The 24914-nt window shown below is 63.2% G+C and carries 20 protein-coding genes; 12 read left to right on the top strand and 8 right to left on the bottom strand.

Annotated features, from left to right (window positions below):
- Positions 1–24: 24 nt before the first annotated feature.
- Together AB5Y98_RS03330 and AB5Y98_RS03325 are read right to left on the bottom strand one after the other, a co-directional pair.
- The gene (locus tag AB5Y98_RS03330) at positions 25–360 is read right to left on the bottom strand and encodes a DUF3634 family protein (protein ID WP_368231331.1); all 336 of its coding nucleotides are present in this window, start codon (positions 358–360) and stop codon (positions 25–27) included.
- Positions 361–481: 121 nt separating this feature from the next.
- Complete coding sequence (locus AB5Y98_RS03325) at positions 482–1450, bottom strand: nucleoside hydrolase (protein WP_368231330.1); 969 nt, start codon at positions 1448–1450, stop codon at positions 482–484.
- Between the two features lie 292 nt (positions 1451–1742).
- Between AB5Y98_RS03325 and AB5Y98_RS03320 the strand changes: the two genes are divergently transcribed.
- Both AB5Y98_RS03320 and AB5Y98_RS03315 read left to right on the top strand, forming a co-directional pair.
- A complete protein-coding gene (locus AB5Y98_RS03320; protein ID WP_368231329.1) occupies positions 1743–2303 on the top strand; it encodes a HutD family protein in 561 nt (186 codons plus the stop codon).
- Between the two features lie 108 nt (positions 2304–2411).
- Positions 2412–2867, top strand: coding sequence for a PD-(D/E)XK nuclease superfamily protein (locus AB5Y98_RS03315; protein WP_139398451.1), 456 nt, complete (start codon positions 2412–2414; stop codon positions 2865–2867).
- Positions 2868–2883: 16 nt separating this feature from the next.
- Here AB5Y98_RS03315 and AB5Y98_RS03310 read toward each other — a convergent pair whose 3' ends face one another.
- Positions 2884–3090, bottom strand: coding sequence for a hypothetical protein (locus tag AB5Y98_RS03310; RefSeq protein ID WP_024943355.1), 207 nt, complete (start codon positions 3088–3090; stop codon positions 2884–2886).
- A 192-nt stretch (positions 3091–3282) separates the two neighbouring features.
- The gene (gene azu, locus AB5Y98_RS03305) at positions 3283–3723 is read right to left on the bottom strand and encodes an azurin (protein ID WP_005302949.1); all 441 of its coding nucleotides are present in this window, start codon (positions 3721–3723) and stop codon (positions 3283–3285) included.
- Between the two features lie 332 nt (positions 3724–4055).
- Here azu and AB5Y98_RS03300 point away from each other — a divergent pair, with 332 nt between their 5' ends.
- Entirely contained in the window at positions 4056–5096 is a 1041-nt protein-coding gene (locus AB5Y98_RS03300; RefSeq protein WP_368231328.1) for an FAD:protein FMN transferase, read from the top strand.
- Positions 5097–5250: 154 nt separating this feature from the next.
- On the opposite strand, the gene AB5Y98_RS03295 is transcribed toward AB5Y98_RS03300, so the two are convergent.
- A complete protein-coding gene (locus tag AB5Y98_RS03295; RefSeq protein WP_017765684.1) occupies positions 5251–6456 on the bottom strand; it encodes an MFS transporter in 1206 nt (401 codons plus the stop codon).
- 258 nt (positions 6457–6714) lie between these two features.
- Positions 6715–7140 (bottom strand): Hsp20/alpha crystallin family protein, encoded by a 426-nt coding sequence (locus AB5Y98_RS03290; protein ID WP_279451266.1) that lies wholly within the window; start codon positions 7138–7140, stop codon positions 6715–6717.
- A 255-nt stretch (positions 7141–7395) separates the two neighbouring features.
- Here AB5Y98_RS03290 and AB5Y98_RS03285 point away from each other — a divergent pair, with 255 nt between their 5' ends.
- The 5 genes from AB5Y98_RS03285 to AB5Y98_RS03265 all read left to right on the top strand — a co-directional run bounded on the left by AB5Y98_RS03285 (position 7396) and on the right by AB5Y98_RS03265 (position 15637).
- Positions 7396–9042 (top strand): tetratricopeptide repeat-containing response regulator, encoded by a 1647-nt coding sequence (locus AB5Y98_RS03285; RefSeq protein ID WP_010633387.1) that lies wholly within the window; start codon positions 7396–7398, stop codon positions 9040–9042.
- Between the two features lie 60 nt (positions 9043–9102).
- The gene (locus AB5Y98_RS03280) at positions 9103–10065 is read left to right on the top strand and encodes an ion channel (RefSeq protein WP_211028501.1); all 963 of its coding nucleotides are present in this window, start codon (positions 9103–9105) and stop codon (positions 10063–10065) included.
- Positions 10066–10177: 112 nt separating this feature from the next.
- Entirely contained in the window at positions 10178–10984 is an 807-nt protein-coding gene (gene xthA / locus AB5Y98_RS03275; protein ID WP_005302963.1) for an exodeoxyribonuclease III, read from the top strand.
- Between the two features lie 339 nt (positions 10985–11323).
- Positions 11324–12523, top strand: a complete 1200-nt coding sequence (locus AB5Y98_RS03270; RefSeq protein WP_024943359.1) for an efflux RND transporter periplasmic adaptor subunit — start codon at positions 11324–11326, stop codon at positions 12521–12523.
- A 9-nt stretch (positions 12524–12532) separates the two neighbouring features.
- Positions 12533–15637, top strand: a complete 3105-nt coding sequence (locus AB5Y98_RS03265) for an efflux RND transporter permease subunit (protein WP_043172023.1) — start codon at positions 12533–12535, stop codon at positions 15635–15637.
- A gap of 113 nt (positions 15638–15750) precedes the next feature.
- Here AB5Y98_RS03265 and AB5Y98_RS03260 read toward each other — a convergent pair whose 3' ends face one another.
- Complete coding sequence (locus AB5Y98_RS03260; RefSeq protein ID WP_368231327.1) at positions 15751–16935, bottom strand: OmpP1/FadL family transporter; 1185 nt, start codon at positions 16933–16935, stop codon at positions 15751–15753.
- A gap of 256 nt (positions 16936–17191) precedes the next feature.
- Between AB5Y98_RS03260 and AB5Y98_RS03255 the strand changes: the two genes are divergently transcribed.
- The 4 genes from AB5Y98_RS03255 to AB5Y98_RS03240 all read left to right on the top strand — a co-directional run bounded on the left by AB5Y98_RS03255 (position 17192) and on the right by AB5Y98_RS03240 (position 22959).
- Positions 17192–17629: a hypothetical protein gene (locus AB5Y98_RS03255; protein ID WP_368231326.1), complete on the top strand. Its 438-nt coding sequence runs from the start codon at positions 17192–17194 to the stop codon at positions 17627–17629.
- 299 nt (positions 17630–17928) lie between these two features.
- On the top strand, positions 17929–19425 hold the full coding sequence (locus AB5Y98_RS03250) for an efflux RND transporter periplasmic adaptor subunit (protein ID WP_368231325.1): 1497 nt from the start codon (positions 17929–17931) through the stop codon (positions 19423–19425).
- Entirely contained in the window at positions 19422–22571 is a 3150-nt protein-coding gene (locus tag AB5Y98_RS03245) for an efflux RND transporter permease subunit (protein WP_368231324.1), read from the top strand. The genes AB5Y98_RS03250 and AB5Y98_RS03245 overlap by 4 nt, the downstream gene beginning before the upstream one ends.
- Before the next feature lie 31 nt (positions 22572–22602).
- Complete coding sequence (locus AB5Y98_RS03240; protein ID WP_368231323.1) at positions 22603–22959, top strand: copper-binding protein; 357 nt, start codon at positions 22603–22605, stop codon at positions 22957–22959.
- A gap of 73 nt (positions 22960–23032) precedes the next feature.
- Here the strand turns inward: AB5Y98_RS03240 and AB5Y98_RS03235 are convergent, their stop codons facing one another.
- The gene (locus tag AB5Y98_RS03235; RefSeq protein WP_368231322.1) at positions 23033–24727 is read right to left on the bottom strand and encodes an aspartate aminotransferase family protein; all 1695 of its coding nucleotides are present in this window, start codon (positions 24725–24727) and stop codon (positions 23033–23035) included.
- Positions 24728–24914: the final 187 nt, after the last annotated feature.

Here is a 24914-nt window from a genome sequence, read left to right as displayed (position 1 = left end):
CCCGTTTGCTATGTGAGTGACGACTCACCCCTTGCGCGGTTTGGAGCCGGAGAGCGGCGCTGCCCCCAGCCGGTAATCACCATAGGGGAAGATGTTGCTAAAACGCTGGGCCACCGGCTCCGGAATGGAGCGGGAGAAGACCAGCTTGACCCCATCGCCATCGCGCTGACCCAGGATGCGCCCGCGCACCGTCTCGTGACGCAGGATCTGTTTGGCATGCTCGATGAACGCGGGCGACACCTTGCCCCGCTTGACCTGCACCTTGCCGGGGGCAAGCCGGATCTCGAACAGGGCGCCACGCCCCAGCTTCATCAACCACCAGATCAGGGCAATCGCCACCAGCAACGACAACCAGGCCATCCTGTTTCTCCTTCTTCACACGGTTGCTGCCAGTATAAGCCGCAACTGGCCCCCGATTGTTTGGTGCGGATCACAGCCGTACCTCAAGTCCGACCGCAAGCCACCCTGCTCGCCGAGCCCTCTAGCGGTTGCGACCCCAGGCCACCAGCGTCTCCCGATAGAGTGCCAGCAGCGCCTGATCCCGTACCGCCACCCCGACCTGCTGGGCCGGATGGTCGGCCCACTCGTCGTGGGGGTGGGACTTGCCGTCAAATTTCTGCAGGGTGTGGCCAATAGCAGGGCCGTCGTTGATGACCCGCACCGGCCCCTCACGCAGGGTGAACAGGGTCGGATCGATCACGTAGGCGATGGCGGACGGGTCGTGCACGTGGCAACCATCGAGCCCGATCCGCTCGGAGTAGAAGCGCAGGTAGAAGCGGCTGACATCCCACAGGAAACGGCCCGGCTCGCCCGCGTCATCGCGCAGTGCGTCCAGATAGGCGCTGCTGAAGAAACTCTGCTGGGTCACGTCCAGCCCGATGATCACCACAGGCCAGCGGGCGGTGAACACCCGGTCGGCGGCATCCGGATCGTCGTGGATGTTGGCCTCGGCATAGGGGGTCACATTGCCGCGATGGCCGTTGACGCCGAAGGCGCCGCCCATCACCACCACCTGCTTCACCAGGCCGGCAATCTCGGGGGCCGCCTGCAGCGCCAGCGCCAGGTTGGTGAGCGGCCCTATGGTGACCAGGGTGATCTCGCCGGGAGCGGCCTTCACCGCCTCGACTATGTATTGCCAGGCCGGCCGAGGATCCGGAGTGAGCGTCACCTCCCCCGCCGTCACGTCGCCAAACCCGCTCGGGCCGTGCACCACAGTGGTCGGGCCCACCGGCTCGCGTCGCAGCGGGGCGGCCGCCCCCTGCGCCACATCCGCCTTCATGCCGTATTGCTGCTTGAGCCAGAGGGCGTTGTGAGTGCCGTTCTCGATGGTGGCATTGCCAAATACCGTGGTGATGGCGAGCAGCTCGATGGCGGGGTGGGCTTCGGCAAACAGAATTGCCATGGCGTCATCGATACCAGGATCGGTATCCAGAATGATCTTGTGAGTCATGGGGCCTCCTTGGGCAACAGAACCGCCAGTGTAGCGAGCCGCCGCCGCTTTAACAGCGACGGGATCACAGCCTGCCGTTTTGCCCTCTCGCCGCCCTGCACAAGTGGTTGCGTTTCATACAGCCGCGACGGGAAAGCAGCCAACGCAAGGGCGATGGCTGGCCTGACTGATGAAACTGATGAAATAGTGGGCGGGCAGTGCGGGACGGACAGACGCAGCCTTGTGGGTCGGCGGGCGGGATGGTATCACTGGGCCACCAGATTCACTCCGTTCACCACCTGCCGAGGCGCCATTGATCACCCTGATAAAAGAGTCCGACCAGCTGAAAATGCCCTGGAAGAACAAGCAGGGCACCACAGCCCAGATCCTCATCTCCCCTGCCGGCGCCAGCCTCGACAGGCTCGATTTTGCCTATCGGCTGAGCTCGGCGCCCATCAAGGGGGCCGGCTCCTTCTCGAAATTCCCCGGCTATCAGCGCATCCTGCTGCCCATCAGCGGGGCCGGCTTCGTACTCAACGGCCACCCCTACGCCACCTTCGAGGCGGCCCACTTCAGCGGGGATGACGACACCCACTGCGAGCTGCTGAAAAAAGAGGTGACGGATCTGGGGCTCATCTATGATCCGGCCCGCCTCAGCGCCAACGTGCGGGTACTCAACCTCCCCTTCCCGCTCAGCCTCACCCTGGAGGCGGACAAGACCTATCTCTGCTACCTGCTGAGCGGCCAGCTCACGGCGGCGGGACAGCCCATGGCGGTCAACGAGACCCTGCTGATCAGCGGCGAGCAGAGCATCCAGTTCGACTGCCAGAAGAAGAGCGCCATCGCCTTCTTTACCCTGCAGCCCATTATTTAAAGTGACAGCCTCACATCAATATCGCTCAAAAAACACCCCCTAATATTGAAAGCAATCAATATTAGGGGGTAGTATGGGTCTCATTGCTTTCCTGTAATGAGAGATCCTATGCAATACACTCTTGAAGGATTCGAGGCTCCACCAGAATTGACCTCGGAAGAAGAAAAAAGCAATCAACAGCTACAAACCAAGATAAAAGAAATTCTTATTGAGTTTCAATACGTTGAAGACAACAAAATCGCTATCCCAAAAACGTTCAAATGCCGGGTGCCTTATGAGGATTTGTACGGTCTCAAAGCCATTAGCGCTTTTGTAATTAACCATCCGATATATGGCCTCACTCGAATTGAGCCACACCAACAACAAGTATCTGGCTCCGTAGACCGCAAGTTTCCTTTCTTCCTGCAAAGTGCTTATAAAGCCCCCGAGCCCAATGTCATTATTTTGATTGAAGGACAAGGGCATAAAAAAGCAGCCTTTGAATGGTTAAAGACTGAATCAGCCAAATGCACAACTAAAAACATCAAATGTTTTGACTTGGCCGATTTCACACTTTGGATTTGATTTTTCTGTGCAGTAATCAGCGTTTCGGCGCCCGGCCGCCGCTGTCGAGGCAGGCCTGCATGGAGTCATAGGGGGTGTAGTGCTTGGTGCGGCTGTAGTAGGTGCCGCCCTTGGGATGACAGATGCCGTTGCGGCTCTTCTTCACCGGCGGCTCTGCCGCCAGCACGATGGCGCACACCAGCAGCAGGCAACAGCCGACCACCCAGTTGATGGCGTTTCTCACGACAAACGACTCCTCTCACGCGGACCATCAGGTCCGAAAGGGGCCTATCTTACCCGCTATGCTCCCCACTCACCCCGCGCCGGATCATAAAACGGCACACAACTCCCGGCGCAGAGCCAGGGTTCCCTAAGGCATGGCAAGCGGCCACAAAAAAGCCGGGCACTGCCCGGCTTCTGGGTCGGCACAACGTGCTTAGCCGACCTTGAAGGTGCCCTTCATCATGGCGAAGTGACCGGGGAAGGAGCAGAAGAAGGTGAGGTCTTTGCCGGCCAGGCCGTCGGTCTTGAAGGTGACGCTGGTGCTCTCGCCGCCGCCCACCAGCTTGGTGTGGGCCAGTACGCGGGGATCATCCTTGGGCAGGTAGTTGTTCTCGGCGCCGGCGCTCATGCCCGCGGTGGCAACGGCCTGATAGTCGGCGGTATTGGCCAGCGCCCAGTTGTGGCCCATGGCGGTCACCGGCATCTTGCCGGTATGGTTCAGGGTCACGGTCACCTCTTTGCAGGTGGCCGGTACGCTCATCTCCTTGAGGTTGTACTGCATGGCATCATTGCCTTCGATGACCAACGCGCACTCATCGGCCAGAGCCGGGGCAGCCAGGGTGCTCAGAAACAGCAGGGTAATCGCCTTTTTCATCATCCTCTCCTTTGATTGGCAATAGATGGCAACACAATTGCCTGCAGGCTCGCACCATGGCTGGCAAACATGCTGTCAAAATCGACCTTATTCTACTCAACTGTCGTCATTCGGCTATGTCTTTAGCGCAAAGCTGCGGGTCAGGTCACCAGATTGTTCCCATTATTTGACTGGACAAACCGGCCGCGCCGCCCATTAACCACTCTTTGTTTAATTATCTCCCGCGCTTTTCTCCAGCCGACGCTCGCCCGCCGCCGCGCCCTTGGCTAAGCTGGCGACCCCGGCTCGCAGCCCGCGCTCGAGCCATCCGTTTTTAGCCAGAGAGATCCCGCATGTCGCTCCTTGCTCGCCCGGCCCCCCGCGGCCTGTTGTTAACCCTGCTGCTGATGCTGACCGCCTGTCAGCCAGCCCCGACCCAGACCCGCATTCAGGGCAAGACCATGGGCACCTATTATGCGGTGACCCTGAGCGACCCTTTCCCGGGCGGGGAGCCTGCGCTGCAGCAGGAGGTCGACGCCCTGCTGGCGCGCATGAACCACGAGATCTCCACCTACGACCCGAACTCCCTCATCTCCCGCTTCAATCAGGGCAGCGGTCAGCCACCTATGGCCATTCCCGCCACCATGGCCAAAATCGTGCAGCAGGGCATCGATGCCGGCCATCTCACCAAAGGCAAGCTCGACGTCACCATAGGCCCGCTGGTCAACCTGTGGGGATTCGGGCCGGACAAACGTCCGGTCAAGCGCCCCAGCGCCGAGCAGATCGCCAGCGCCCGTCAGAGGGTGGGCATCGATCGGCTGACCTTGACCCCAGAGGGGGATCACTTCCTGCTCGGCAAGGACATTCCCGATCTCTACCTCGATCTCTCCACCCTGGGCGAGGGGGCGGCCTCTGACGAGATTGCCGGCCTGCTGGAGCAAAAGGGGGTGCACAACTACCTCATCGAGGTGGCCGGCGCCGTGCGCAGCAAGGGCAACAACGCCAAGGGCAAACCCTGGCGGGTGGCCATCGTCGAGCCGTCCGACCAGCCCGGCGCCTTCTCGGACGTGGTGATCCCCAACGGCATGGCCCTCAGCACCGCCGGCAGCTATCGCAACTACTACGAGCTCGACGGCCAGCGCTACTCCCACATCATCGACCCTGCCAGCGGCCAGCCCATCACCCACAAGCTGGTCTCCGCCAGCGTCATCACCCCGACTGCGCTCGAGGCCGACGCCCTCGACACCGCCCTCATGGTGATGGGGCCGGAGCAGGCGATGGCCTTTGCCAGGGCGCATGGGCTCGCGGTCTACCTCATCGTCAAGACCGAGCAGGGCTTCGCCGCCAGCCATACCCCCCAGTTCGCCCCCTATCTGGTTCCCAAGCAGCCATAACGCGGCAACCATGACCCAGCAATCATAACAACGAGGCCCCGCACTGCGGGGCCTCGTGCTTTCAAGCCGGCGTGATTCGATGGGAATGGGGTGGGGTATTGCCGCATCCCCTCGGCGACAGCAAACCAGTGAGCGCCGTCAACGCGCTTGCGTGTTAATCCTCGCAGCCGGCAGGCGAGGCCGACGGACGCGCCTCCCGGCGACCCATCCCGTAGAGGGCAAACACCAGCATGCAGATCGCGGTCATCACGGCGAACAGGGCCGGGCCACCCCACACTTGCAAGAACCAGCCTCCCACCATAGGCGAGAATGCCCAACCGAGCCCGGCCAGGGCGCTGGCGCCGAAGTAGCTCCCCTTGAGGTGAGCCGGCGCCATCTGGTCGATCAGCACGTTGAAGAGCGGAAACAGCACCGCCTCCCCCACGCTCAGCAAGAACATCGCCACCAGCCAGGGCCACAGCAGGGCCGGGCTCGACAGGGCGAACATCACCTGGGCCGATGCCATCAGCAGGATGGAGAACTGCAGCCGCAGGCTTACCCGCCAGCGCCGGGTCAGGTGCAGCAGCGGAAACTGCAGGGTGATGATGGTGAGCGCATTGGTGGCCACCAACAGGGCCACCAGCGTCTCCACCTCGGGGGCGCCGGCGCGGGTCAGGTACTGGATCAGCGGCGACTCCACCTGGGCGTAGACCAGATTCATCAGCAGGTTGGCGAGGATGAACAGCATGAAGGCGCGATCCCGCCCCACCACCCTGAGCATGGCCCCCAGGGAGAGACCGGCATCCGGCCGGCTGGCGCAGTCGCGGCGAAAGCCGAGCAGGAAGGCGATGCCGAGCAGACCATAGCTGGCGGCCGTCACCACGAAGGTCTCCTGGCGCGCACCCAGCCCCACCATGACGCCGATGAGGGGCCCCACCCCCGCCCCCACGTTGAGCAGGAAGTAGCGCAGGTGCAGAGCCAGCTCCCGCAGCGCCTTCTCGGGCAGCAGATCCCCCATCAGCGCCTTGCCCGGGGTGTCGATAAAGGCGTAGGAGAGGCCCGAGCCAAACACCCCGAGGGTGATGAGCCAGAGGGAGTGGCCGAATCCGAGCAACAGGTAGGCACCGCACGACAGGGCGCAGCCGAGCAGCAGTATGGTGCGCCGGCCGAGCCGGTCGGAGAGCCAGCCGACGTAGAAGCCGATGAGGCAGGAGAGCACGGCCGCGCCACCCAGCAGCATCCCGATACCGGAGGCTGACAGGCCATACTCCCGGTAGAGCAGGATGGAGAGGAAGGGCCAGACCATGAAGAAACTGGTGCGCACCATGAAGGTGCCCAGGATCACGATCCAGACCAGCGGGGGAAAGGGTGGCAGGCGCATGGGAACTCCTTGTCGCGCAATGGTGGCTGATCCGCAGGGGAAAGCATTCAGTGGTATCAAAAGAAACCCACTTGCACAATCCCCTTCTGAAAAAATCCACCCGGAGGGGCTGTGCCGGAGCCGAGCGGGGGCGGCCTTGTGATCAGGAACGAGTCGGGGTCGCCGCCAGCTATCCCTGCCCTCTCCCCGGCCTGCTCCCCAACCGCCATAAAAGAGCGAGGCCCCGCACTGCGGGGCCTCGTGGTGTGCAAGCCGGCGCTACTCGATGGGGATGCGGTGGGGCGCCGGGGTCACCGCCTGCTTGGGCAGTTGCAGGGTGAGGATACCGTTGTCGAAGCGGGCGACCACCTGCTCCGGCGTCACCTCCACCGGCAGTTCGACGGTGCGCGATACGCTGCCGAAATAGCGCTCGCTGCGCAGGGTGCGCTCATCCTTGCTCTGGCTGTCGTGCTGGCGGATCTCCGCCTTCAGGGTCACCAGCTTGCCGTGCACATCCACGTGGATGTCCTCCTTCGACACCCCGGGCAGTTCCGCCTGCAGCAGATAGCCGCCGTCGCTCTCCTTGAGGTCCAGCTTGATCTGGCTCGGCAGCGGATCCCCGTGCAGGGGCCGGATGTAGAAACCGGAGGCCATGTCGTGAAACAGGTCATCAAACAGACTGGTACGGCCTGGGAGCAAACTCATTTGATTCCTCCTTGTGGTCACTGGATGGTCGAAGGCAGGCCCGCGGCCCGCCTCTTTTCAGTCTAAAAACCGGCGTGGGCGCCGCCAGTGCAATCCAGCGCCCGCTTGACCGGGATCAAGGGCCGCGGCGGTTTTTTTCAGGCCCGGCGCCCCCTTGCCAGAGGAAAAACGGCGGCGGCATGGATGTTCAATTGCCTGTCTGCGCGCTTTGGTGGCACACTTCTGTTATCCGCCCGTAGCGCCCTGACCAGACAGATGCAGACACCGGAATCCGAGCCAGAGAAAAAAGCCCCACCCAAACCGAAGCGCATCCTGCTGGTCAACGAACAGCGCTCCTTTCAGGTGATGATGAAGGCGATGCTGATCAACATCGGCATCAGTCGCATCACCTATGTCAACTCGGCCGAAGAGGCCAGACGGCGCTGCCAGAAAGAGTCCTTCGACATCTACCTCATCGATTACGAGCTGGGGGTTGGCGAGAACGGTCGCCAGCTGCTGGAGAGCCTGCGCGACCAGAAGCTCATCCCGCCCCAGAGCGTGGTGATCATGGTGAGCGGCGACAGCTCCCGCGCCATGGTGCTGAGCGCGCTGGAGGCCGAGCCCGACGAATACCTGATGAAGCCCTTCTCCCAGGAGCAGTTCTCGTTTCGCCTCAAACGTGCCCTCGCCCGCCGTCAGGCGCTGGAGAGCGTGTTCAGCGCCCTTGCCGAGGAGAACCTGACCACCCTGCTCGCCGCCTGCGCCGAGCGAGCCGATGCGGTACCGCGCTTTGCCAACTTCTGCCGCTGTCTGCAGGCCGATACCCAGCTCAAGCTGGGCCAGGCCAAGGAGGCCCGCAGCCTGATGCGCCAGCTGCTGGCCGGCCAGGAGAACAGCTGGGCCCGCCTGACACTGGGCAAGGCGTGCCACACCCTGGGTCTGCACGAGGAGGCGGTGAGCCACCTGCAGGCGACCCTCAAGAACACCCCGCTGATGGTGGAGGCCCACCTCTGGCTGGCGGAATCCCTGCTGGCGCTCGGCAATGACGAGCAGGCCCAGCAGGAGCTCAAGCGGGCGGTGGACATCTCGCCCCAGTCGGTACAGCTTTCCCGCCGGCTGGCGGAGGTGTGCCTGCTGCGCCACGACTACGCCCAGGCCAAGGACGTGCTGCTCTCCCTCATCGATCTGTCGCGCAACTCGATCCACCGCACCCCCCACTATCTGGGGGCCTATATCCAGGCACTGACCCTCTACGCCCTCAACAGCAACGACATCTACCACATCGCCAACCTGCAAAAGCAGGTCAACTCGGCCCTGTCGCGCATTCGCGACTCGTTGATGATGGCGGAGTTCAACTACCCGGTGTTCGAGCAGATCTGCCAGGCCCGGGTGCAGATCGCCCTGGGGGAACTGCTCAAGGGCAAGAAGATGCTCTACCGCGCCAACCAGAACTGGCTCGATCAGCCGGCCACCATGCCCCCCAGCCTGCTGGGCGAGACCATACTCGCCCTCTATCAGCTCGGCGAGTTTGAATATGCCGAGAGCCTGCAGGCACTGCTGGCCGAAGACGAGGATCGACTGCTCACCACCTGCATCCAGGCCACCCGCGACGACAAGACGGTGCTGGAACGCCGCCAGCGCTACCAGCAGCTCAACGAGCTGGGCATCAAGGCCTATCAGTCCGGCGAGCTGGAACAGGCGCTCGGCCACTTTCGCGAGGCGCTGCGCCGGGCCCCGGCCAATACCGGTGCCGCCCTCAACAAGATCCAGGTGCTGCTGCAGCTGATGCAGAAAAACCGCAAGAGCCCGGAGTTTGGCGCCGAGTGCAAGGAGACCCTGGAGGTGCTGGACGGCATCCCCCTCAACCCGGCCCAGCAGGACCGTTTTCGCAAGCTGCGTCAGGAGTTTACCCAGCTCAGCTGACCCCGCTCGCCGGCCGCTCGCCTATGCTGATACTGACTCGGCAAGGGGAGGAGACGGGCGATGGCCATGTGTCGATATCTGGTGGCGGATGGCCGCCACTGCAGCGAAGAGGCGGGGGAGCATGATCTGTGCCGCTGGCACGATCCCCATGGCCAGCATCAGGATCCCCACACCGCCCGCGAGCTGGAGCACTACGTCCACCAGGGCGGCCTGTGCCACGGCCTGCAACTGGCCCGCGCCAACCTGGCCGGTCTCAATCTGGTGAAGAAGGGCTCGCCGCACGGCTTTCTGCTGGAGCAGTGCAACCTCTACCGGGCCAATCTGCAGGGGGCTCATCTCTACGGCCTGCGCATGAAGGGGGGCAGCCTGATGAAGGCCGATCTGAGCGATGCCAACCTGCACTGCGCCACCCTCGACGACGTCAACCTGCTCGGCATCCGCTGGCACAACACCCGCCTCGACAACCTGGATACCGGCAAACGGCTGATGCAGGACAGAAAGGGGCGCCGCGAGCGGGACCCGGCGCAGGCCCGGATCTGGTTCAAGGAGGCCGAGGAGACCTACCGTGATCTGCGCAAGGCCTCGGAAGCCCAGGGCATCTTCACCATGTCCGGCCGCTACATCCAGCAGGAGCTCACCATGCGCCGGCTGCAGCTGCCATTCTGGTCCGGCCGCCGCTTCACCTCCTGGATAGTCGATCTCTTCTGCGGCTACGGCGAGGCCCCCATGCGGGTGGTGCTCTTCTCCCTGCTGCTCATCTTCATCTGCAGCCTCTTCTACTTCTTCTTTGGCCTGAGCTTCAACGGCAACCACCTCGTCTACCGACCCGGCGCCCCTTTCGAGCAGAACGCCATCTTCCTGCTGGAGTGCCTCTACTACAGCGTGGTGACTTTCACCACGCTGGGGTACGGGGACTTCACCCCGGTGGGGCTGTCGCGGATCTTCGCCGCCTTCGAGGCCTTCACCGGCAGCTTTACCCTGGCGCTGTTTGTGGTGGTGTTTGTCAAGAAGATGACCCGTTGAGCCCAGGCGCAACAGGCGTGCCACCCCAGAGGTGGCAGCTCGCCTTCACTTGCATCCACCGCCGATTCCTAGTCCAATAGCCACTTATAAAAATGACATGAGCATCCCGGACATGAAGATCATCTCTTTCAATATCAATGGCCTGCGCGCCCGTCTGCACCAGCTGCAAGCCATCATCGACAAGCATCAGCCGGATGTGATCGGCCTGCAGGAGATCAAGGTACACGACGAAGCCTTCCCGCTGGCCGACGTGGAGGCCATGGGCTATCACGTCGAGTTCCACGGCCAGAAGGCCCACTACGGGGTCGCCATCATGAGCAAGCAGAAGCCGGTCAAGGTGGAGAAAGGCTTCCCCACCGACGATGAAGAGGCCCAGCGCCGCATGATCATGGCCACCTTCGAGCGCGAAGACGGCTCCCTCATCAAGGTGATGAACGGCTACTTCCCGCAGGGTGAAAGCCAGGATCACGAGACCAAGTTCCCGGCCAAGCAGAAGTTCTACGAGGATCTGCAGCACTACCTCGAGACCAATCACACCCCGGGCGATCAACTGGTGCTGATCGGGGATATGAATATCTCCCCCACCGATCTCGACATCGGCATCGGCGAGGCGAACCGCAAGCGCTGGCTGCGGGATGGCAAGTGCTCCTTCCTGCCCATCGAGCGCGAGTGGATGGAGCGTCTGAAAGGGTTCGGCCTGACCGACACCTTCCGCGCCGCCAACCCCACCGAGTGCGAGCGCTTCTCCTGGTTCGACTACCGCTCCAAGGGCTTTGACGAGAACCGCGGCCTGCGCATCGACCTCATCATGGCCTCCGACGCCCTCAAGGACAAGGTGACCGAGACCGGCATCGACTACGAGCTGCGCGGCATCGAGAAGCCCTCTGACCACGCCCCCATCTGGGCCTGCTTCGCCTGATAACGAAAACTGAGGGGGCATTTGACGCCCCCTCTGTGACCAAGCCCCCACTTCCCCCGTTTTTTCCTTCTTATAATTTCTCCCTGAGCCCTCGCATCCGGGCAACGCCACGCCGAAAGAGGCCTGCGGGCTGACACAGATTGTCGCTGGCTCCTCGCCCCCATGCCGCCAGATGCAGACAACTTTCACTGCCGAGCAGCTTGGGTTCAATATTCGTGCTTTATCATTAAAAAACTGTCAGTAATCCAATAAGTTAAATTTGTAACCATGCAGTTAACCATGTTCATGAAGAGAAAGGGTGGGCGCAGCAATCGTGCACCATCCCACAGGAGTGTGATGATGAAGGTGCAATCCGTCAGGGAAGAGATGTTCAAGCGCGGCTGTATCGCCCTGGCACTGGCCAGCGCACTGACCGCCTGTGGTGATGAACCCGCCGCCAGTGCCCAGGCACTGCCAGCGGTGCCCGTGGTGGTGGCCGAGGTCAAACTGACCGACGTCCCGCTGACCACCGAGATGGTGGGCGAGACCGCCGGCTTTCGCGAGATCGACGTGCGCTCCCGGGTGAGCGGCATCCTGCTCAAACGCACCTACATCGAAGGGCAGCCGGTCACCGCCGGTCAGGCGCTGTTCCTGATCGACCCCGAGCCCTACAAGGTGGCGCTGGAGCAGGCCAAGGGCACCCTGGCCCAGGAGCAGGCGCGCCTCAACAAGGCTCGCGCCGACCGCGATCGCATCATCCCGCTGTTCAAGCGCCAGGTGGTGAGCCGCAAGGACTATGACGACACCATCGCCAACTACGAAGCCGCCGTCGCCAGCCACCAGGCCGCCCAGGCCAAGGTGAAAGAGGCCGAGCTCAACCTCAGCTATACCCAGGTCACCGCCCCCATCAACGGCATGGCGAGCAAGAGCTCCCAGTCCGAGGGGAGCCTCATCTCCACCAGCGGCGAGAACGGCCTGCTCACCACCATCACCCAGTTCGACCCGCTCTACGTCAACTTCTCCTACTCGGAGCAAGATCGCCTCAACTTCGATAATGCGGTGAAGCAAGGGTTGATTGAAGCCAAGGACGCCACCAACTGGCGTACCCACATCCGGCTGGCCGATGGCTCCGTCTATCCCCAGGCGGGCAAGCTCAACTTCTCCGACAGCCGGGTCGACCCGGCCACCGGCACCATTCGCGCCCGCGCCATCTTCGACAACAAGAACGGGGTCCTGCTGCCCGGCCAGTTCGTGCGCATGACCATCGATCTGGGCACCCGCAAGAACGCCATCGTGGTGCCGCCCCGCGCCATCGTCCAGTCTCAGGCCGACCGCATGGTGATGGTGGTGGATGCCGACAACAAGGTGGTGCCCCGTCCGGTCAAGCTGGGGTCGGTGGTCGACAGCGGCGTATTGATCGACAAAGGCCTGCAGGCCGGCGATCGCTACATCGTCGAGGGACTGATGAAGGCTCGTCCCGGCGCCGTGGTCAAACCGGTTTCCGCCGAGGAGATGAAGGCGATCAACGCCAAGATCACCCAGGGTGCCGCTGGCAAATAAGGAGCCCCCATGTTTTCCAAGTTCTTTATCGAACGCCCCATTTTCGCCAGCGTGATCTCGATCATCATAGTGCTGGGCGGGATGGCGGCAATGCGCGCGCTCCCGGTGGAGCAGTATCCCCAGATCACCCCCGCCGTGGTCTCGGTGACCGCCTTCTACCCGGGTGCCACCCCGGAGGTGATCTCCCAGACCGTGGCCGCCCCCATTGAACAGCAGGTCAACGGGGTCGAGAACATGATCTACATGCAATCCGGCTCCGCCTCCAACGGCCAGATGAACCTCAACGTCTACTTCGACATCGGGGTCGATCCCGATCAGGCGACCATCGACGTCAACAACCGGGTCTCGGCCGCCATGGCCCAGCTGCCGGAAGAGGTGAAGAAGCAGGGGGTGACGGTGCGCAAGAAGTCCACCTCCATCCTGCAGGTGATCACCCTGCAGTCCCCCAGCGGCTCGTTTGATACCACCTATCTGTCAAACTACGCCCTGCTCAACATCATCGACGAGCTCAAGCGTATTCCCGGCGTGGGGGACACCTCCCTGTTCGGCGGTACCGACTACGCCATGCGGATCTGGCTGCGCCCGGACCGGCTGGCCCAGCTGCAGCTCACCCCGAGCGACGTGATCGGCGCCATCCGCGAACAGAACACCCAGTTCGCGGCGGGCAAGATCGGCTCCCAGCCCACCAGCACCCCCACCGACTTTACCTACACGGTGCAGACCAAGGGACGCCTGGATGACGTGAAGGAGTTCCAGAACATCATCATCCGCGCCATGCCGGACGGCTCCAAGATCCGGGTCAAAGACGTGGCCCGGGTCGAGCTCGGCGGCAAGGACTACGACGTGCTGGCCCGTGCCAACGGCAAGCCGGCCATCGGTATCGCCACCTACCTGCAACCGGGTGCCAACGCGGTGGCGGTGGCCGATCAGGTGCGCGAAACCATGGATCGCCTGCAGGGCCGTTTCCCGCAGGACGTGGAGTACCAGATCCCCTACGACACCACAGAGTTCGTGAAGATCTCCATCGAGGAGGTGGTCAAGACCCTGCTCGAGGCGATCGTGCTGGTGTTCGTGGTGGTCTACCTGTTCCTGCAGAACTTCCGCGCCACCCTGATCCCCTGTATCGCGGTGCCTGTGTCACTCATCGGTACCTTCGCCGGCATGCTGATGCTTGGCTTCTCCATCAACCTGCTGACCCTGTTCGGCATGGTGCTCGCCATCGGTATCGTGGTGGATGACGCCATCGTGGTGCTGGAGAACGTCGAGCGGATCATGAGCGAGAAGAAGTGCTCCGCCAAGGAGGCCGCCATCCTCGCCATGCAGGAGGTCTCCGGCCCCGTGGTCGCCATCGTGCTGGTACTCTGCGCCGTGTTCCTGCCGGTCGCCTTCATGGGCGGCATGACCGGGGTGATGTACAAGCAGTTCGCCATCACCATCGCCGTGTCGGTGGCCATCTCCGGCCTGGTGGCACTGACCCTGTCGCCGGCCCTGTGCGCCATCCTGCTCAAAGAGGGCCACCACCAGCCGGCCCGCTTCTTCGTCTGGTTCAACAATGCCTTTGATCAGCTGACCCGCCGCTATGTGCGCGGGGTGGCCTTCCTCAACCGCCGGGTCGGCGTGGCCTTTGGCATCATCGCCATCATCCTCGCCAGCAGCTATGTGCTGTTCCACAAGGTGCCGGGCGCCCTAGTGCCGGACGAGGATCAGGGTTATCTCATCGGCTCCGTGATGCTGCCCGATGCCGCCGCCCTGACCCGTACCCAGGCGGTCGCCAATGATTTTGACAAGATGGCCATGGCCAACCCCAGCGTGAAGGACGTGGTCACCTTCTCGGGCTTTGACATCCTGTCCGGCTCCATCATCAGCAACCGCGGCCTCACCTTCATCACCCTGAAAGACTGGAAAGAGCGTCAGGGCGAGGGTCAGGACTCCTTCTCCCTGGCCAAGACCTTCCAGGGGATGAGCCTGATGGGGCTGGCCGATGGCTTCACCGCCACCTTCAACCCGCCTCCCATCCAGGGCATGTCCACCACCGGCGGCCTCGAAGGCTATCTGCAGAACCGCGGCACCGGCGACGTGCACGCCTTCGCGGGCGAGGTGCAACGCCTGATCGATGCCGCCAAGCAGCGCCCTGAGTTCGCCAGCGTGAGCACCACCTTCCGCGCCAACGTGCCCCAGGTCTACCTGGATCTCGACCGCGAGAAGGCCAAGGCGCTGGGGCTGCCCATCAACGCCGTGTTCGACACCATGCAGGCCACCTTCGGCCAGGTCTACGTCAACGACTTCAACCAGTTCGGTCGTACCTACCGGGTCCAGTTACAGTCCGAGGCGGACTACCGTGCCAAGAAGGATGACATCCGCAACGTCTATGTCCGCTCCAACAGCGGCGAGATGATCCCGCTCACCAGCCTGGTGACGGTGCGCGATGCCACCGGCCCCGAACTGGTGGAGCGTTTCAACATCTTCCCGGCCGCCAAGATCATGGCCCAGCCGGCGCCTGGGGTGAGCTCGGGTCAGGCCATTGCCGCCCTGGAGGAGATCGCCGCCCAGACCCTTGGCAACGACGCCAAGCTGGAGTGGACAGGTGCCGCCTACCAGGAGAAAGCGGCTGCCGGCAGCGCCGCCACGGCGTTTGGTTTCGGCATCGTGATGATCTTCCTCATCCTGGCCGCCCAGTATGAGCGCTGGAGCCTGCCGTTTGCGGTGATCACCGCCGTGCCGTTCGCCCTGTTCGGCGCCCTGCTCGCCACCTGGGCCGTGGGGCTCACCAACAACGTCTACTTCCAGATAGGTCTGGTGACGCTGGTGGGGCTGGCGGCCAAGAACGCCATCCTGATCGTGGAGTTCGCGGTGATGAAGCACGAGGAGGGGATGAGCCTCATCGAGTCGGCCCTGGAGGCGGCGCGCCTACGTTTTCGCCCCATCGTGATGACCTCGCTGGCGTTTATCCTCGGCTGTGTGCCCCTGGTCACCTCCAGCGGCGCCGGTGCGGCGAGCCGCCACGCCCTCGGCTGGCCGGTCATCGGCGGCATGCTGGCGGCGACCTTCATCGCCATCTTCTTCATCCCGCTCTTCTTCCGCCTCATCATGCGGCGCTCGGAAAAACGAGCCTGATCATTCAACGCCCTCTCACCCGGCCCCTCCTTCATGGAGGGGCTTTTTTATCGTCACCGTTCGCCGGCAAGAGAACACATAGCCGGCTACCTCCCAACGCGACGAGTCAGGCCTCAGAACTGGTGCTGCACCCCTATGCTCAAGAAGTTCAGGTAGCTGTTGTTGTAGGTACCTGACAGCTGGGGGCGACCGACCCCCTGTTGATCCACCGCCATGTCGCCCAGCCAGGCCAGGGTATAGCTGGCTTCCAGCCTGGTGGCTGGTGTCAGCTGATAGCTGGCCCCCAGACCCCAGCGCCAGCTCTCGCCCAGCGGTAGGGTAACAGTGCGGTGCACGTCGTCCACGGCGCTGCTGTCATAGCCGATGCCGCTGCTCAGGCGCAGGGCCGGCGTCACATCAAACTGGGTGCCCAGGCTCAGGTGCCAGGTGTCCTGGTATTGCATATCAAGAGTTCGGCTCTGCTGTCCCGACGCGAGATCCACCTCGCCAAAGCGGGACCACTGCTGCCAATTGGCACTGGCCAGCAGGGCCCACTGCGGGTTGAGCTGGTGATAGCCACTCAGGGTCAGGGTCTGCGGGATCATCATCTCCACCCCCAGCCCGGCTCCATTCAGCCGGCTCAACGGCTGATCGTCCAGCTCCCACTTCAATTCGGAGAAGTAGCTCAACCCGATGCGGGAGTCGTGATCCAGCTCGTAGAGCACCCCGAAGGAGGTGCCATATGCCCAGTCGCTGTCGGAAAATGCCTGACTGGTTGAACCGTTCGGCGTCATGTCCAGTGAGGCCTCCAGCGCCCCATGCATGGCGATCAGGCTGGCCCCCACCGACCAGTGGTCATCGACGCGATACGCCAGGCTGGGAGCAAAGGCGATCCCGGTCAGCTTGGCGGACTGCACATAGCCACGCCCCTGCCACCCCTCGCCATAATCGATCCCCAGCCCGTGGCTGCCGAAGAGCCCGAGGCCGGCGACCCACTGATCATCGATGGCGTGGGTCAGATAGAGGCTACCGAGCGGGGCGCTCTGCAGGGCATTGCCGCCGTTGTTGCCCCCCTGCTCCAGATCCAGCTCGAGATCGCCATATACCACACCGCCATTGACCTGCAACTGGGTGCCTGCCAGCCTGGTCATGCCGGCCGGATTGCTGGCGATGGTCTCCGCCCCCTGGGCGCGGGCGGCTGCCCCTGCGTTGGCCAGGGCACTGTTGGCCGCGCTGGTTTCATACAAGGCAAGGCCGCCGGCCATGGCAGAGGGACTCAGCAAGGCTGCAAGCATCAGCGACAGCCGTCGTTGCTGCATATCGTTACTCCCGAACAATGAACTGGATGGAGACTCACCAGAGAGGCGGCTCAAACACCCGGTTTGACGCCCTGGCAACTTCTGACCGGTACGCATCCTAACGAGAGAAGAAGCCGGCTTCATTAGGGTTGGCTATACGCCATCGTTAAGTGACGCTTAACGATTCATCAGGCCCCTCTCTGACACGGCCGGGGCCATTGACCTTCTCCTCAAGGCAAGGTTTACAGTGCCCCCAGTCATTGTCAGGATTTTCCCCATGCTCTCATCGAGATTGCCCACAGAACGCATTGCCCGGCTGCTGCTGGGGCTGATACTCGTCTGCAATCTCACCCTCTGCATCGGCTGGCACGGGCTGGATGCCCTCAACGCCGCCATGGCGCAAGAGCATCAGGCCATGAGCAGCAGCGCCATGCAGGGACTCTCCTGCCACGGGGCATCCCAGGATGCCGGGGCACCAGATGCCGCCAGCCAGGAGTGCCAGATGCACGGCGGACTCACCTCGAGCAGCAGCCCTGGCTTGCCGCTGCTGGCCGCCCTGCTGACCCTGCTCGCCCTGCCGTTGTTGCTGCTGCCCCTCGGGACGGCTGGCAGCGTGCTGGACAACTGGCTGCGGGATCCCTTCCTGCGATCCCGCGGTACCCACCCTCCCTCCTGGCCGCGCCGACACCTGATGCTGTCGGTGCTGCGCCACTAGAAAGCACTTCTCTCGGGGCGGCCCTTGCCCGTTGCCGCCCACCTTGCCTGATCCTGTGTCGCCGGCTGACCCGGCCATGGCACAGGGAGCCGTGCGCACGCTGACCATTCAGCCGCGCCCAGTTTGCCGCCCGGACTCTGGTGATGCCTTGCCTGCACACCCCCTCCGGCGCTCTGACAGAAGAGAAGAAGTATCATGTCATTTGCCCCGATCCCCGGCCCCGTGGCCGAACACGGCCGCCCCGCGCCTCTTGCCCACGGCGCCGACCTGCCCCACCCGTCCCGGACAGGAGGTGTGCGATGAGCCGGACCCTGCTGCTATCCACCCTGCTGCTCGCCCTCGGCGCCGGTGGCGGCTACTGGGCCGCCAAACAGACGGACGGTGGCACCACCGCCAAGGAGAAGACACCGCTCTACTGGGTCAACCCCATGGATCCCCGCGACAAGCGCGACGGCCCCGCCAAGGACAACATGGGGATGGACTTCATCCCCGTCTATGAAGAGAAGCAGGGCGGCTCCCCCGGCACCGTCACCATCAGCCCCGAGATCCAGCAGAACCTGGGGGTGCGGCTGGCCAAGGTGGAGAAACTGCCCGTCCACCAGCAGATCGAGACGGTCGGCTACGTGGGCTATGACGAGGAGCGGCTGGAAGCCATCAACTCCCGGATGGCGGGCTGGATCCGCAACCTCGCCATCAAGAACGAGGGGCAGCAGGTCACCAGGGGCAGCTTTATCTACGATCTCTACGCCCCGGATCTGGTGAACGCCCAGCACGAATACCTGCTGGCGCTGGGCACCACCAATCCCCTGCTGCTGCGCGCCGCCGAGGGCAAGCTCAAGTCGCTGCAGGTACCGGCGGATCAGATAGCGGCGCTCAAGCGCACCCGCAAGGTGCAGGAGACGGTGCGCATCTATGCCCCCAGCAGCGGCTATGTCTCCGAGCTCAAGGTGCGGGAAGGCCAGTATGTGGAACCCGCCGCGCCCCTCTTCAACATCAGCACCCTCAAGCAGGTGTGGGTGAGCGCCGAGGTGTTCGAGCGCCAGGCCGCCCAGATAAAGGTCGGCGATCCGGTCACCATGACCCTGGACTATGCCCCGGGCCGCCGCTGGCAGGGACGGGTGGACTACCTCTACCCCACCCTGGATGCGAGCACCCGTACCCTGCGGGTCCGCCTGCGTTTCGACAACCCGGACGAGTTTTTGAAACCCAATATGTTCGCCAAGGTGAGCATCAGCACCGGCAAGGGGGAACCCCGCCTGGTGGTGCCGAGCGAAGCGGTGATCCGCACCGGCAGCCAGGATCGGCTGGTGTTGGCGCTGGGGGATGGCAACTTCAAGTCGGTGGCCGTCACCCTGGGCCCCCAGTTTGGTGACAAGGTCGCCATCGATGAGGGGGTCGAAGCCGGTGACAGCATCGTCAGCTCGGCCCAGTTCCTGCTCGACTCCGAATCTGCCATCGATTCGGACTTCCAGCGCATGACGGCGGTGCGTCCCATGCAGGTGTGGACCCAGGGCCAGGTGCAGAACATCGATCTCGCCGGGCGCACCCTCGGCATCTCCCACCAGCCCATCCCCGAGTGGCAGTGGCCCGCCATGGAGATGGACTTCACCGTGGCCGACGGCGTGGACCTCAGCCAGCTGAAACCGGACCAGACCCTGCATCTGCAGGTAGAGCAGGAGGGGGACGAGTACCGCATCATCCAGATCCATGTGGAAGACAAACCGGCAGCAGATGAACCGATGAAAGAGATGCCAGGCATGGATCACAGCCAGCACCAGATGGGGGATAAATCATGATCCCGGCCATCATTCGCTGGTCCGTCGGCAACCGCTTCCTGGTGTTGCTATTGACCCTCATGCTCACCGCCTGGGGGCTCTGGTCGGTCAAGCAGACCCCGGTGGACGCCCTGCCGGATCTCTCCGACGTGCAGGTGATCATCAAGACCTCCTACCCGGGCCAGGCGCCCCAGGTGGTGGAGGATCAGGTGACCTACCCCCTCACCACCGCCATGCTGGCGGTGCCGGGGGCCACCACGGTGCGCGGCTACTCCTTCTTCGGCGACTCCTTCGTCTATGTACTGTTTGACGACAGCACGGATCTCTACTGGGCCCGCGCCCGGGTGCTGGAGTACCTGAGCCAGGTGGCTCCCAATCTGCCCGCCGGGGCCCAGCCCCAGCTCGGGCCGGACGCCACCGGGGTGGGCTGGGTCTACCAGTACGCCCTGGTAGACAAAACCGGCAAGCACGATCTCAGCGAGCTCACCTCGCTGCAGAACTGGTTCCTCAAGTACGAGCTGCAGACGGTGAACGGCGTCTCCGAAGTGGCCACCGTCGGCGGCATGGTGCGCCAGTACCAGGTGCGAGTCGATCCGGACAAGCTGCGCGCCTACGGCATCCCGCTCTCCCTCATCGAGACCGCCATCAAGCAGGGCAACCAGGAGACCGGCGCCTCCGTCATCGAGATGGCGGAGGCGGAGTACATGGTGCGCTCCAACGGCTATTTGAAGAACGTGAAGGACTTAAAACAGATTCCGATTGGCACCAATGTGCGCGGCGCCCCCCTGCTGCTGGGTGACGTGGCGGACGTAGTCACCGGCCCCCAGATGCGGCGCGGCATCGCCGAGCTCAACGGCGAAGGGGAAGTGGTGGGCGGCATCATCGTCATGCGCTATGGCGAGAATGCCCAGCACACCATAGACGGGGTCAAGGCGCGGCTGGCCGAGCTCGAATCCAGCCTGCCGGAGGGGGTGGAGATCGTCACCGTCTACGATCGCTCCGACCTTATCCAGCGCGCCATCGACAACCTCTCCGGCAAGCTGGTGGAGGAGTTCGCCGTGGTGGTGCTGGTCTGTCTCGCCTTCCTGTTCCACCTGCGCTCGTCGCTGGTGGTGGTCATTACCCTGCCCATCGCGATTCTGGCCGCCTTTATCGTGATGCACCTGCAGGGGATCAACGCCAACATCATGTCGCTGGGGGGTATCGCCATCGCCATCGGCGCCATGGTGGATGGCGCCATCGTGATGATAGAGAACGTCCACAAGCACATGGAGCGGGAAGAGCTTACCGACAAGAACCGCTGGCGCATCATCACCGAGGCGAGCATCGAGGTGGGCCCGGCGATTTTCTTCTCCCTGCTCATCATCACCATGAGCTTCCTGCCGGTGTTTGCCCTGGAGGCGCAAGAAGGGCGCATGTTCCACCCGCTGGCCTTCACCAAGACCTACGCCATGGCCGCCGCCGCCGCGCTCGCCATCACGCTGGTGCCGGTCATCATGGGCTATTTCATCCGCGGCAAGGTACTGCCCGAGCAGGCCAACCCCCTCAACCGTGGCCTGAGCCAGGGTTATATCCCGCTGCTCAACGCCGTGCTGGCTCGCCCCAAAACCACCCTCGCCGCCGCCCTGGTGGTCACGATCGCGGGCTTCTGGCCACTCCAGCACCTAGGCTCCGAGTTCATACCGCCGCTCGATGAGGGGGACATCATGTACATGCCCACCACGGCGGCCAATATCTCGGTGGGCAAGGCGCGGGAGATCCTGCAGCAGACCGACAAGCTCATCCGCACCGTGCCCGAGGTACAGAACGTGTTCGGCAAGGCGGGGCGCGCCGACTCGGCCACCGACCCGGCGGATCTGGTGATGATGGAGACCAGCATCCAGCTCAAGCCCCGGGATCAGTGGCGCCCCGGCATGACCCCGGAGAAGCTGAAAGAAGAGCTCGACTCCCTCATCCGCTTCCCCGGCCTCACCAACGCCTGGGTGCCCCCCATCAAGACCCGCATCGACATGCTGGCCACCGGCATCAAGACCCCGGTGGGGATCAAGATCGCCGGGCCCGATCTCAAGGTCATTCAACAACTTGGCCAGCAGCTTGAGCAGATCGTTGGCAAGGTGGAGGGGGCCTCTTCCGTCTACGCCGAGCGGGTGGCCGGTGGCCGCTATGTGAAGGTGGACATCGACCGGCTCAAGGCGGCCCGCTACGGCCTCAATATCGCCGACGTACAGGCGGTGCTCGCCACCGCGGTGGGTGGCATGGAGGTGGGGCAGACCATTGAGGGGCGCGAACGCTACCCCATCAACCTGCGCTATCCCCAGAGCTATCGCGATTCGGTAGCCAGCCTCGAATTGCTGCCTCTGGTCACCCCCAAGGGGGAGCGGATCGCCCTGGCGGACGTGGCCCGGGTCTACATCAGCGACGAGGCACCCATGCTGCGCAGTGAAAACGCTCGCCTCAACGGCTGGGTCTACGTGGATATCCGTGGCCGCGACATCGGCTCATTCGTGAAGGAGGCCAAGGCCGAGGTTAGCAAGCAGCTGGTGCTGCCGGCGGGCTATGCCCTCAGCTGGTCAGGTCAGTACGAATACATGGAGCGGGCCATGGAACGCCTCACCTACGTGGTGCCGCTCACCGTCGCCATTATCGTGCTGCTGCTCTATCTGGCGTTTCGCCGCTTCCAGGAGGTGCTGCTCATTCTCACCACCCTGCCGCTCGCGGTCGTGGGCGGGATCTGGACCCTCTGGCTGCTCGACTTCAATCTCTCGGTGGCGGTGGGGGTGGGCTTTATCGCCCTGGCCGGGGTGGCGGTGGAGACCGGGGTGCTGATGCTGGTCTACCTCAACCACGCCTGGGACGATCTGGTGGCCAGCGGCAAACCGGACCAGGCCGGCCTGCACCGGGCCGTGGTCCACGGCGCCGCCCTGCGCCTGCGCCCCAAGATGATGACGGTGGTCACCATCATCGCCGGCCTTCTGCCCATCATGTGGAGCCAGGGCACCGGCTCCGAGGTGATGCAGCGCATCGCCGCACCCATGATAGGCGGCATGGTGACCGCCCTGGTACTGACCCTGCTGGTGTTGCCCGCCGCCTATTACCTCTGGCGCAGCCGCACCCTGAAGACCCTCGACCACACGACTGCGCAGACGGATACCCCGACTGCCCCCTGATCAACCGGACAACCCAAACAAGGAAACCATCATGAACTACAAGACGCTGACCCTGCTGCTGGGCCTTGCTACCCACACCGGCCTGCAGGCCGAGGAGATGATGAACCATCAAGGCCATGACATGAGCCAGATGGGTGACATGCAGCAGATGGAGGGAATGCAGGAGAGGGTGATGACCAAGGGAGTCATCAGCCGCATCGACGCGGCAAATGGCAAGGTGGGCATCAAGCACGAGGCCATCGCGAACCTCAAGATGCCCGCCATGACCATGGTGTTCCAGGTGGCCGACCCGGCCCTGCTCAAGGATCTGCAGGTGGGGGATGTGGTGCGCTTCCACGCCGAGAACCCGGCCGGCAAGCTGACGGTGACGGCTCTTCAGAAGCAGTAACCGGAGCCAATAAAAAACGGCGGGATCATCCCGCCGTTTTGCTGTCCGGTTCTCTTTAAATACCGTTCGCCACTCAGCCGCGGATATGGTCGATAAAGGCGTCGATCTGCTCGCGGCCGCAGGCCGGGTTCATAAAGACCGCCTTCTCACCGGCGATATAGGAGTACTTGCCGCGGGCATCGTAGTCGGAGTGGGCGATGGCCTCCACCCAGTTGGTGTAGAGCCCCACCTTGCCACGCCCGGTAAACAGGCTGCGGTGATAGTCGGTGTTGCGCTGCAGGCGCGCCTTGTAGGCGGGGTCCGTGCTGCGCGCCAGCTCGAAGGCGAACTCGGCCTCCGGATCGCTTACCCACTCGGGGTTGTAAATCTTGAAGCCCACACTCGGCCCCTGGTTCTCCTGGGCCACCAGCTTGACGTTGCCGAGCTGGCTTAACCGGAAGCGGAAATAGTTGGCATTTTGCAGGCAGTGGGCCAGCACGGTGCGATACCCCTCGACCCCCAGGTAGTTGAGGGCCGCATAGGCACCAAACAGGCCGCTCGCCCCGCGGGAGCACTCGATGGTGGACTGCAGGTGGGTCTGACCCTGAATGTCCCGCTCGAAGTAGGAGAAGTTCTCCGGGTCGTTCTCCATCGCCTTGAGGTCGTCCTGCTCTTTTATCATCACCAGGCTGGAGGTGTAGGGCACATAGCCCCACTTCTGGAAGTCGACGGTAAAGGAGTCGGCGAATCTGAGCTCGGCGAAGCGGCTCACGTTGCGCTCGATACCGGCGAGGGTGGCTGCGTTGATGGCGAGCGGGTTGGTGGCAAAGTCGTAATCCAGGAAGAAGATCATCGACCAGCCGATGGCGGCGTCCACATGGATGTGGGGCTTGACCGCCACCTCGAACCGCTCGCAGAGGCGATCCCGCAGCTCGACCACGGGTTTCACCTGATCCACCCCGAAGGTGTCGGTGGTGCCCATGGTGAGCATGATGGTGGGCACAACGTGTTTCAAGGCAAAGCAGGCGGTCAGGGTGCGCTCCAGGTGGTCGAGATCGATGTCGTTGTTCTCGCCCACCTGGATGCGGATGGTCTTGTTCTCGATGTCGACCCCGAGCAGGGAGAGGTTGGTGATGTTGGAGTAGTGGCCGCCCTGGGAGTTGATGATGCGGTAGTCCTGATAGTGACCGAGCCCCTTGTGCTTGGCCTCGGGCAGGCTCTTGCGAATGCCGAGCAGGTAGCCATAGAGGTTACAGAAGGTCCCCCCCTGGGTGAAGATGCCGGTGGCGCGGGCCGGATCGTAACCCGCCAGCAGCGCTATCTGGCGCACCACCTTCTTCTCCAGCTCCTCGGCCACCCCGGCATACTCGGAGTAGACCAGATTGGGGTTGGCCAAAATGCCCATCTGGGCGCCGTAGATGGCGGGATCCGCCGACATGGTGACCACGTTCTCGACGCTGGAGGGGTTCTCCCAGTCTTTGGAGAGGGCGCCGGCAAACAGCAGCTCCGCCATGGGCTCGCCCGGCGTGCGCATGGCTTGCGGCACCGGCATGGTCTCGCACAAGTCGGCGAGACGGGCGCGACCATCGGGCCAGGCGTTCAGCCGCGCCGACGGGGCCAGGCCGCGGGCGCGAAACTCGTTGAGGGTGGCGAAGCCGGGTTCACGAAAGACCGGCCAGAGATCGGGGTTGCGCGAGAAAAAGTTGGCTTTGACTGTGGCAAAACGACGTTTGAATTCGGGGTGGATGGCGTTGACGCCTTCATCTTTCAAATAGACCAAGTCACTCATTTTTATACCATTAGTACAGCAAATGTGCTGCCCTTATACCCCTGGGTCGCCGTTTGAAACAGCGACAATAACTAATGGCCTCCCCTACTTTTTGTCATGCATGAGGGCGGACAACGGCTGGCAAAAAGGCGCCTTTCGGGCGCCTCTTTTGATTTTGTGATCCACCCGCCCCAGCGGCGAGAAAAGC

Origin of the sequence: Aeromonas sp. s3 (assembly GCF_040907805.1) — a bacterium.
Classification (GTDB): Bacteria; Pseudomonadota; Gammaproteobacteria; order Enterobacterales; family Aeromonadaceae; genus Aeromonas; species Aeromonas dhakensis.
This window is presented reverse-complemented; position numbering and strand designations above follow the sequence as displayed.